This window comes from Tannerella sp., assembly GCF_030528505.1.
Lineage (GTDB): Bacteria > Bacteroidota > Bacteroidia > Bacteroidales > Tannerellaceae > Tannerella.
Genome location: NZ_JAUMYS010000092.1, coordinates 1 through 10677, shown reverse-complemented (window position 1 = coordinate 10677; position 10677 = coordinate 1). Strand labels below are relative to the sequence as shown.

General features: G+C 44.1%; 8 protein-coding genes. 1 reads left to right on the top strand and 7 read right to left on the bottom strand.

Features of this window, described 5'->3' with window-relative positions:
• Nucleotides 1–303: 303 nt before the first annotated feature.
• From Q4A89_RS11175 to Q4A89_RS11145, 7 genes are all read right to left on the bottom strand, one after another.
• Nucleotides 304–1050: a hypothetical protein gene (locus tag Q4A89_RS11175; RefSeq protein WP_303185561.1), complete on the bottom strand. Its 747-nt coding sequence runs from the start codon at nt 1048–1050 to the stop codon at nt 304–306.
• 372 nt (nt 1051–1422) lie between these two features.
• Nucleotides 1423–2529, bottom strand: a complete 1107-nt coding sequence (locus tag Q4A89_RS11170) for a BF3164 family lipoprotein (RefSeq protein ID WP_303185560.1) — start codon at nt 2527–2529, stop codon at nt 1423–1425.
• 198 nt (nt 2530–2727) lie between these two features.
• Nucleotides 2728–3864: a DUF4221 family protein gene (locus tag Q4A89_RS11165; protein WP_303185558.1), complete on the bottom strand. Its 1137-nt coding sequence runs from the start codon at nt 3862–3864 to the stop codon at nt 2728–2730.
• Nucleotides 3865–4143: 279 nt separating this feature from the next.
• The gene (locus tag Q4A89_RS11160; protein ID WP_303185556.1) at nt 4144–6009 is read right to left on the bottom strand and encodes a M56 family metallopeptidase; all 1866 of its coding nucleotides are present in this window, start codon (nt 6007–6009) and stop codon (nt 4144–4146) included.
• A 6-nt stretch (nt 6010–6015) separates the two neighbouring features.
• Nucleotides 6016–6375: a BlaI/MecI/CopY family transcriptional regulator gene (locus Q4A89_RS11155; RefSeq protein ID WP_303185554.1), complete on the bottom strand. Its 360-nt coding sequence runs from the start codon at nt 6373–6375 to the stop codon at nt 6016–6018.
• A gap of 122 nt (nt 6376–6497) precedes the next feature.
• Nucleotides 6498–7277 carry a polysaccharide deacetylase family protein gene (locus tag Q4A89_RS11150; RefSeq protein WP_303185552.1) on the bottom strand — a complete coding sequence of 260 codons (780 nt, stop codon included), beginning with the start codon at nt 7275–7277 and terminating at the stop codon, nt 6498–6500.
• A 32-nt stretch (nt 7278–7309) separates the two neighbouring features.
• Nucleotides 7310–8515: a glycosyltransferase family 87 protein gene (locus Q4A89_RS11145; protein WP_303185551.1), complete on the bottom strand. Its 1206-nt coding sequence runs from the start codon at nt 8513–8515 to the stop codon at nt 7310–7312.
• A gap of 240 nt (nt 8516–8755) precedes the next feature.
• Between Q4A89_RS11145 and Q4A89_RS11140 the strand changes: the two genes are divergently transcribed.
• Nucleotides 8756–10570, top strand: coding sequence for a tetratricopeptide repeat protein (locus Q4A89_RS11140; RefSeq protein ID WP_303185549.1), 1815 nt, complete (start codon nt 8756–8758; stop codon nt 10568–10570).
• Nucleotides 10571–10677: the final 107 nt, after the last annotated feature.

The following is a 10677-nucleotide window of genomic DNA, read 5'->3' as shown; positions in this document are numbered from 1 at the left end:
GGCTGTTTTGTTAACGCGGTCGACAGTTTTATAAGCGCATTGTGAAGAATATATAACGCGGTCGGCTGTTTTGTTAACGACGATGGCAGTTTTACCAACGCAGTTGATCGTTTCGCAAACATCGTTAGTTCTTTTCTTTTTGCGGACGGGTGTTTTATTGATACAATCTCTTATTTTGCACAAGCGGATGATTCTTTTTTCGTCTGACTTACTTATTTTGCCGCTGACGTTTGTAAAAATACCCGGGAGAATAGTTGCTATGAAAAAATACTTGATTGTTTCTCCCGGGCCGCAACGGTTTATTTATACCTTGTTGCGAAATGTGAACGCGCTGATCCGCTTATATTCGGAGCTGTTCGTCCCAAAAACGGATTGCACGTATTTTTTTACGTTAAGCGCGATATCGACCATGCCGGTATGCTCCGAATACAGAACGGCGTCTCTGGCAGCGAGCGCGTTGACTTGCGCTGTGGTAGCCTTGATGACGATCTGATTCGCATCCTGAAGTCTCAGTGCATAGTTTCTGAGCGCGTCGATTTTAAGATCGTCTTCATTGGGCTGATAGAGCGGCTGAATTTCCAGAATGGCGATGATTTGCAGCAAATGCTCGACCTGATTGTCGAAACTCTGTTGCGAAACGGAGATGGTGCGTTTCGGTGTTTCTTCCGCGTTCTCTTCGGCGGGCTTCATCTTTACGGATGAGGCTCTGCGTCCTTGAATTTTTCGATTAAGGGAGCGTACGCTGTCGACGGTTTTGTCCGATACGCCGGACGCTTTCAGTGCACTGAGTATCCGGGTGGCTAAAGGTTTCAGCAGGCTGAAAATCGTCTGTCTATCGGCAACAGCTTGCGTAAGCATGGCTTTCGCATGTTTCACGTCGGCAAGTGCGACGCGGGCTTCGTCACGTTTTTTGTTCAGCTCGGCGAGCTTGAGTTCATTTCTCGACGGATTATAGGCGGCTCCGTAGTCCGTGCAGAAAGCAATCAGCTTTTCAAATACTGCAACATTCTTCGCATGTCCTGTTTCGGTAATCGATTTCATCGGTTCCATGATTTTTGCATTAAATGATACTTACGGCTTCAAAGATAATCCTTTTTTTTGTATTTACAAAAAAAAGAAGATGTTTTTTTTGAAAAAAGAAATGAATAGCCTCACGAAATTATATATTCCGCCATTTGTCGTATCGAGATGATGAATCGAGATAATGATTATAAGGAGAAAGGGATTGGAAATGAATAGCAAAAATATCCTATTCATTTTGCCGTATTACCAAATGGATTTCATAAAACGTTCTCATTTGGTTTCCGAAAAAGACATATAGAGGAATAATTATAGTTTATATTCTACTCATATTCCTTCGGGGTTATAGGCAATTCCATAGATGGAGTGATTTTTTTGTTCCTCTATATGCTTACAAGCTGCTTACTGCCCGATTTTTGTCAGTATCTCTCTGATATCGTATTTGTGAAGGACTTCATCCTCAAGATCGAACGTATAAAGCATACGGTTGTGGAGATCAATGTCGAATGTTGTGATAAAATGTTGTAATTTCAGCTCGGCTAAAGGCTTACTCTCCCAATCGAACAAATAAATGCAGGGTAATTTTTTTCTGCCGGTTTGATAAGTCTTTTCATCTTCATTAATGTATACAACTCCCCAAAAATCAGGAAAAACCTTTATAGTAGCAAATGTATAGATTCGTTCCCATAGCTTTTTGTTCTGAATATCTTCGATATCATCTACTTTATCGCCGACACAGAGGGTTCGGGTAAACATTCCGTCGAGCGAATACATGTTCAAATAATTTAGCCCGACAGGCATTTCTACGACGATATTGCGAGCCGGATTAAATTTGGTGATGGTCGACAAGATATTGATATCTTGCATCTCTTCGAGTTTAACGCGATTCAATGAATCAAAAACAGCCGGATGCAGTTGTTTATCTCCTTCGATAAGATATCTGGTCTGTTGCGTCTGCTGATAGTTGGCTTCTTTGCAAAAATAGCGCGTGGAGTCGATGATAAAGAAATTGAACAGAAAAGGCGGCAATGAGTCCCGCATAAGATGCATGTCGAGTTTTCCGGTTTTAAGCGTCTGTGTAATATTAGCATTGAATACTCTCCCTCTTTGAAAATCGTAGATGCCGGCATGCAATTCGTCCCGCTCGTTGAAAAAAGTAGCCGAACTCACCCAAGGAGCCTGAATAAATTCATTCGGCCCATTTCCTTTCGTTAGCAAGCTACCCAAGTAATCATATCGGGGTAAAGAATAACAAGCCCAAAGATTCTTTTGTCCTTTTCCTGAAAAAATAATCATCGTATCGCAAATCTGAAAATCCTGTATACCGATGATGTCGATATCGGGAATCATCTCGCCCGAAAGGGTAAACGTCTGAGGAAATTCTTTTACATAAACGATCTGATCTTTGAATCCCATAAAGGCAGTGGGAGAGGGCTCGCGCGAACTTTGACAACTTACTAACATGGAGAAAACCATGATAACGATCCCTAAAAATACGTTTTGTTTCATCTGTTTCAGGATTTAATTTATCGTGAAGTGAATGATTTATGTTATTTTCTTCTACAAACGTACAAGTTATGACGAAAAGCTCCAAACAGCTCACGGCGGATTTTTGTTTTTTTAAGGCCTCGAAATGACCTGTTCCATCGCAAACACAGTTTGGAGGATGAGGATATGTATTCCGTTCTTTCTCTATCTTTTTATTTTTTATTCGAAACGGAAAACGTCATATCGCATCTTGTCATCATCGGGATATTCTGCGTTAGGATGGTCTTTGATAATAAAAAAGCCTTTTTCAAAAACGCCCCATCCTCCGTTCAGATTATACGTATCGTTCGATAACAGAAATTCCTCGATTACGTTTAAATCCCAGTCGAAGACCGTCAGAAACAGTTGTTTGTTAAAAAGCTGCTTGTCTATTGGCATTCCGGCCGTAAAATCGACTCCGCTTACATGAAGCCTGTAATAACACTTTCTGTACGGGTCGTAATTGACTTCGTAGAAGTGAACGTTTTCGATCAAATGCCGATACCAGTCTTCCATCGTTGCCGAATGCGTTTCCGAGGCTGTATTACGCGTATAGCGGCTGTCCGCTCCGTAGCTCTTCGCCGTTCCGGTGTGCAAATCGAAGGTGTACACGTTCGAGTTGAAAGGAAAATTGTAGATCACCAGCGGAAAATGGAAGGTAACGTTGGGATGTTGCATCCATCCGTATAGATGTCCGACTCCCTGCTCGGCACCGGTATACGGAAGGACGATTTTTTTGTGTTTTCCCTGCCGTAAATCCGCCTCGTTGATGTAAAATATAGATTCGTCTCCCATTTTAAGGGTGACGTAATACAGCGATTGGTTGTGTGTGTCGATATATAATTGGATTGAAGCGTTCGAATAGTTCGATGTATTGATGATATATTCTCCTTCGTCGACCGTCAATTCGTGCTTTTCGTGTATCATGCCGGTTGTGTCGAGCAGATAAACGGTTTTGTCGGCCAAAATCCAGATCGAATCCGGCGATGTGGCGTATAATCCGTTTATTTCGCCGGCAACGGCTTGTTTTCCTTCGCGGTAGATGCTTATATTGTGAACCACCTTGTTCGTAAAATCAAAAACGTTTAAAGCATGCGTTTGATCGTTATAACCGATTAAATAATCGTTCGTATTCAGGCTGAATGCGGTTTGGGTATGATAATGGGGCAATGACGTATCGTCGAGGTCGATAGACAATGTATCCCGCTCCATGCCGATGATGGTTTCCGGGCTTTTCTTTCTCTCGATCACTTTCTTCTCGTGCGAACACGCGAGTATCATCCATAGACCGGCAAGGATTAAACAGAACGGCTTCATTTCATTTTATTTATACGTATGTTTTGTGTTGTCGGGCTCGTATCGTGTACGGTTTGCTTCCGGCGCGTCAAAGATACGTATCGAAAACGTTTTGTGTATCGCTATGGGTATATTATTCTGTCGCTTGTCTATGGCGTGCCCACTCTCTTTGTCGACAGGTTTTTCCGCTTTTATTTCTATCGCGTTGTCTCTCAATGCTTCTGCTACACGGCAAAAGGGTGTGCCCGAAACATTTTTTCGGCACACCCTTCTGAAATTAGTAGCCTTATGAATTAAAAATTAATCGTACTTCTTCTTAATTCCTTCGTTTTGGGCGCGTTCGTCGGCTGTAGCGTTCGATGTGGTGACGACAATAACTTTCGGAGCGTTTTTCCCGCCATCTTTCATCTGCCGGCTCTCCGCGTTCAATACGGAGATGCTTTCAATATCTTGTACGGGGATATCTTCTATTTGTTTGGAAGAAACTTCTTTGCCATTCAAATAGTACTTGACAGCCTTGTCGTTGTGATTTATCTGCCGCGCCGGATCGTTCTTTATGGAGCATACGGTTCCTTTGGTTAAGCGGAAGTTGACCGGTAAGGTGAATTCGACCGCAACGGGTTTACCGCGTTGTTTTCCGGGTTTCCATCGGGGCATCTCTTCGATAAGGCGAATCGCTTCTTTGTCTAACGACGGATCGACGCCCTGAACCACTTCTACATCGGATATATTTCCATGTTCATCGATGATGAACTGACAAACAACGCGCCCCTGAATACCGTTTTCCTGCGCGATCGCCGGATATTTGATGTTCTCGGCGATGTATTGCATCAAAGCGCCTTGTCCGCCCGGAAACTGAGGCATCTCTTCCACAACCATAAAGAGCGATTCACCATCCGATTTAGTCGATGGCCGGCGGTCGTTTCGCTTGCCTTTCTCGGAGGAGGTATATCCTACAACGACAACTTCGTCGAGGTCTTCTTTCTTACGCTTCATCTCGATTTTCCCGACATCGCCCGAAGCCTTCGGCACAAGAACCGCGGACGCCATCCCGACATACGAGAAGCTCAGCGTATCTCCGGCCTGCATGGTAATCTGAAATCGTCCGTTCTCGTCGCTGATGGTGCCGCTGTGTGTTCCTCTGATGACGATGCTCACGCCGTGCAGCGCTCCCTTCCCGTCTACTACGGTACCCGATACGACGAGGGTATCTCCTTCGTTCGTGTCGGACAGGTTTTCGGCGTGTCCCTGCAACATGGGCAGAGAAGCGTCGAGCAACCCGGACACGCGCTCGGTCATCGCGCCCGCGTTATTGGCTACGAGGAGCAAGAGCGCCAAGGGCAGGACTAACGTGTAGGCCACCAGCTTCACTTTGGGCGATTGCTTGGCGTTAAGCATCCGGATGCGCTTCTTCAACGGCGAAGTGTTGAACTGATTGGCGAGTACGGCCTGCACGGGCTGATGCGCCATGCGCAATAAATGATACTGGTAGCTTCGGGCGTCGGCACCGTCCTTTACCACCCGATGATCGACCAGAAATTCGAGATTGCTGTGAATCTCTTTTTTCAGCATCCATGCCATCGGATTAAACCAGCAGAAGGCACAGAACAACTCGGCCATCAAAATGTCGAGCGAATGATGTTGATATACATGTACTCGTTCGTGTGCCAAAATCTCTTTCAACTCTTCTTTCCGATGCATTTCGGGATGGATAAAAATCCAGCTGAAAAACGAGAAAGGAGTAGCCGGATGTTGCAATCGACTGACGCGTGTCCCCTCCATCTCCATCTGTGGACTGCGCCACCGTAACCATACAAGCTGCGTCAGGCGAACCATCAGCCGCAACAGCAGCAATCCCGTCACCGCCAGATACAGCCACAGCGCATAATCTCCCAATGAATAGGTCGCGGGAGCTTCGACCGACGGCGTCACCGTCAGTTCCGGCATATATTGCGTGTACGTAAACGCCGCTTCGGTTAGTGCATGGCTATGCACAAACCATTTTGAAAAGTCGGTAAACGGATATACGACCGACAAGAATAAAATGCCTTGAAGCAAATAGCGTCGCAAGGTAAAAAACGTGTCATTCCGATAACACCATCTGTATACCATATAAAACACGGCGATTGCCGCGTTCACCTTCAATAAATAAGTCCAAGTTTCCATCGTTTTCTATTTTTGTTTTTCAATAATACGGATAATTTCTTTCAAATCGTCGGCCGAAATCTTTTCTTCGCGGGCAAAAAACGAGACCATTTCTTTGTACGAGTCCTGAAAATAATCGCGAATAAATCCCGACATGAATTTACGCTTGTATTCTTTCTCCGAAATCAGCGGTTTACACAAATTCGTCGTTCCTACGCGCCGCATCTTCAAATATTTCTTCCGATCCAGGTTTTTAATGATGGACGCGAACGTCGTATAAGGCATCAACGGCTTCCCGCTTTGCTCGTGATAGCTGCGAATCGTGCCTTCTCCCAGTTGCCATACAATCAACATGGCTTCTTCTTCTTGCTGTGTTAATTTTTCCATGATTCTAATCGTTTTATATTACTAATCGACCGCAAATATACGAAAGTTTCGTAGTGTTGGCGCGAAAGTGGTGTTAAAAGATGTTGTCGGTCGATATTTTTTTCGTATCGTCCGTGAAGATGTTATGATGCGCCGGGTAATGTTTCGATAAATTCGCGGCATGTCCCGAACGGTACGTTTCGTTTCCGGAAGAAACCGATCAACTTATCCAAACGTACTTCGGTCTTATTTCCGGCATTATGCGTCACCGTGTAAGGTAGTCCTTTGATTTGCTGTATGGGCATGAATTCCCACGGATGGAAGTAGGTGACAAGATAGCCGTCGTGCCTGTATGTATGGAGCGCCATTCGTCGGTAGAGGGCGCCGGGCAGGTGATGAAAAGACAGCCAGAAAAGCGGGAAACGCACGTTGGGAGTCGTTGAGGCAGGCAGCTGGAGCAGCCCGTTCTGCCGAAACCACGTGCGCGGTTCGCGCCAATGGTTGTATCGTCCGGGGATATAGGTGGGGTTGAGAGAAGAGTTGTAGCGGTATCCGGCCTCGAAAAGCGCGGCATCCGAGACGTCGGCCATGCGGGGCATGCGGAATCCTTCGACACGTTGGCCGGTGAGCACCTCCAAAAAGTCTTTCGAGCGTTTCAGATCCGCTTCTTCGAAGGCGCTGTGCTCGTAACCATGCGAAGCTATTTCGTGCCCGTTCTTACTGATCTCACGGATCAGTTCGGGGGCGTTCTCCGCGAAGCGAGCAGTACAGAAAAATGTCGCTTTTACCTTGTGGCGGGAAAGACAATCCAATATTTTCCGGCAACCTTCGGACGAGATGCGCATCTGTTCCTCCCACGACAGGGATAACCCGTATTCAAACGGCATGTCGAACTCTTCGATGTCAAAACTAAGCAGGATCATATTTCGTAAAATAGCGTGTTATTTCGAACGTTTTATGATTGGTGAACGGAGGGGCTGAATTCGGACACCCGCTCGTCCGTCGCGGCATAATCGCGGGTCATCATCTCATAAATGAGCTTGAACCAGATCAGCACGCATGGAAGTGCTTTTAATGCATATGGATGGATGTAGGGACGGTAGATAGAAGACGGGAAGAGGTCGGACGGTGACATGCTGGTTATAATAAATGCAAAGATAAGCAACGCGATGTCTCCTTTCGAGCGCTTCCACGGAACTCCCCAGAACCAAATAGCTACGCCTGTCAGGGCTACAATGTAGCTGCTCGACTCGCTACCGGTACTGAACAAAACAACAAACAGCATAACGGAGACTAAAAACATCCGTCGGAAGACCGGAAAGGCATATTGCTTGACGCGCAGATAGGGCAAGGCGAAAAGAATCAGTCCGGGGATGATCAACCACATGTCGGAGTAGTCCGGATTGCCCGATATTTTTCGTACCATGCCCAACAACGAGATATTCTGAAAACGCGCGAAATGATTGGCGGCGTTCTTGGCGATTAAGTCCGGAAACCACTCGCTGTATTGATTAAGGATGTATTCGGGGGAAGAATACAACATGGGTAAGGCGAAAAACACGATACTCCATCCGATCAGGGAGAGGATAAATTTTGTTTTGTGACGCGAGAAAAAGAAAAAGGCCAGTCCTACAATGCCGTAAATCTTAACAAATGTGCCGACAACGATGAATAAAGCGGCCCATACGTCTTTCTCTTTCTCGATACAGACAAAAATAAGAATGAGCATGGCGCCAATAACGATATTGAACTGTGCTACTCCGAGTGCGGTGTACAGTTCGTTGGCACAAAACCACATCGTAAACAAAATCTTCTTTCGCTCAAAAGGAAGTGAGCGCATGGCCATAAAGAGAAAAGCGCTCATGGCGGCAAGCCACAGCAGATATCCGAACTTCACCGGAAAAATGGCAAACGGCGCGACAATCATACTGAACGATGGCCCATAATGATTGACGTCGTGGTACACTTCCGGATACTCGGCATAGAGCGGTAATTGTTCTACTACGTGCCAAAATACGTTTCGGAAGATGATAAAATTGTTATTGGGATGCTTAAGCAACCATGCTGCCAATACTGCAATGCCCCATACTACACCAACCGTCGTGTAACGGTTAAAATAAGGGTGACGGAATACTTTCCTTATGTTTTCTCTCCAATTCATAAGCACATTTTCTCTTTTCAGGCGATGCCCGATTTATCTTTCTGTATAATAAATAGATATTCTTAAAAGATACATTGCTTTATGCGACAAATATAGCCGTTTTTGTATGGTTCTCGTGTGTTTTTACATAAATTATGTTTTATTGGATTTGCCCATGAAGAGGAAGAGTGTCTTTATGTCTGTCTGTTTATCAAATACTTGTTTTTTTATGTGCTCGACTGAAATGACCCTATTATCGAAATGTATCCATATACTTTTAGATTATCTGAGAAGATTGGAAAAGAAGTCTGGGTAAAAGAACAAAAAGCGAATCTTGAGATATCGAAAAAACACAGTACATTTGCAATGCTTAAAAATCTGCCGGAGAGTATGTTCTCAAAACATAATTCAAAATATAAACACATGCTGATTTTCATAAACAATCGACTGATGGGCAACTTTCATAAGTTGATAGGAGTGATTTTGTGCTGGATGATTTGTTTATCGGTCTTTCCTTATGCCAAGAACCACCGCTACCAGATTCAAGAATTACTTGATAAGGCTGAAGAGATGTTAAATGCCGATCCGTCTAAGGCGATATATTATTCGAGTCAGGCTATTACTGAAGCGCAAAAAGTAGGAAATACAGGCTATAAGACGATGGGACAAGCCATATTGGGTGAAGCGTATATGAATCAGGGCGATTTTAATATCGGTTTTGAAATATTGACTCATGCGCTGGAGGCTTGTCCGTCGGATAGTTTGCATTTAAAGGCTTGCATATTTCTTCACCTGTCCGGAGCATACTTAAAACTGAAAGATTTGCATAAGGCTTTTATGTACGTGGACAAAGCTGCTGATATTTACCGGGCACAGAATGATTCGTTTCATTTGGCCCGTTGTTATAATGCACGAGGATTAGTTTATATCCAAAAACCGGATAATGTTCGCGCCAAAGAAAATTTTAAAGCGGCTTTGAGCATTAATCGCAAGATGAACAATCTCTCATCACTTGCTGCCAACCTGAATAATCTTTGTTTGTATGAAGGAAACAGTGTCGAAAAGGTTGCCTTATTAAACGAAGCGATTACGATAAATCGTTCACTGGGAAAGATTTGGGCTTTAGGTGAAAATTATAATAATCTTGGAACACAATATTTTTATGCGCACGATTACGATCATGCTTTGTCCGCTTTGGATACGGCTATGAGCCATGCCACAAAGATCAATGCAAAAGAACTGATTGCAGATAACTATCGTTATCGATCGTGGGTTTATGAAGCTCAGCGAGATTACAAACAAGCTTATACATACTTGTTGTTACTTTACGAGGCGGAAAAAGATTTGTTGATGACGAATGAAATGAGACAAATCGAATTGAATATCGTACAAAAACACCTCCATGATAAGGAGCAACAGATGATTCTGCAGGAGCAAGCGTATCAAATCGACTTCCTCCGTTTGTGGATATCTATTGCTGTATTAGCTGTAATTATCCTTATGCTTGCACTCTCTTATGCGGTATATCACTATCGGCAGAAGAAGAAACTGGTGTTGCTCGAAGCATCCAGGCAACTCGAGAATCATGAAAAAGAACTTATGGCATTGAAGTTAAAACAGTCAGAAAGTGAGGCGCGAACCGTACAGCAAGAACTTGAGCACCGCCGAAAAGAGTTGACCAACCTTGCTTTTTTTATTCGTAGCCGGAATGATTTATTGGCACAGATACAGGAAAAAATAAGAGCGGGATATAAGCTTTCATCTGCCGAAAGTGAACGTCATTTACGTGGTATTTATACGTACATCTCACAATTCAGTGCTCGTGATACGGAAACAGGAGTTTTAATCGATGAAATAAATCGGCAATTTATCGAACGTCTCTCACAGCGTCACCCCAATCTTTCCGGAAATGAGAAGCGTTTATCTTCTTTACTGCGTGTCGGGTTATCGACGAAAGAAATTGCCTCCATTATTCATTCTACCCCTAAAACGGTCAATATGGCACGTTATCGTTTGCGAAAACACTTGAATCTCGAAACGGATGACAGTCTTACCGAGTATATGAAGCAGATATAGACGACCTCATTCGGCAGTAAAAATAGATTACTAATTTGAATATGTTTTTAAGTATAGATAGTCACTCCTTAAAAAGCCCAATTTTCTTCGCCTTGTAAAACTTGGAA

Excerpts from the sequence above, each read along its gene's own strand:
- Q4A89_RS11175 (WP_303185561.1), bottom strand. The coding sequence starts at position 1,050 with ATGGAACCGATGAAATCGATTACCGAAACAGGACATGCGAAGAATGTT.
- Q4A89_RS11170 (WP_303185560.1), bottom strand. The coding sequence starts at position 2,529 with ATGAAACAAAACGTATTTTTAGGGATCGTTATCATGGTTTTCTCCATG.
- Q4A89_RS11165 (WP_303185558.1), bottom strand. The coding sequence starts at position 3,864 with ATGAAGCCGTTCTGTTTAATCCTTGCCGGTCTATGGATGATACTCGCG.
- Q4A89_RS11160 (WP_303185556.1), bottom strand. The coding sequence starts at position 6,009 with ATGGAAACTTGGACTTATTTATTGAAGGTGAACGCGGCAATCGCCGTG.
- Q4A89_RS11155 (WP_303185554.1), bottom strand. The coding sequence starts at position 6,375 with ATGGAAAAATTAACACAGCAAGAAGAAGAAGCCATGTTGATTGTATGG.
- Q4A89_RS11150 (WP_303185552.1), bottom strand. The coding sequence starts at position 7,277 with ATGATCCTGCTTAGTTTTGACATCGAAGAGTTCGACATGCCGTTTGAA.
- Q4A89_RS11145 (WP_303185551.1), bottom strand. The coding sequence starts at position 8,515 with ATGAATTGGAGAGAAAACATAAGGAAAGTATTCCGTCACCCTTATTTT.
- Q4A89_RS11140 (WP_303185549.1), top strand. The coding sequence starts at position 8,756 with ATGTATCCATATACTTTTAGATTATCTGAGAAGATTGGAAAAGAAGTC.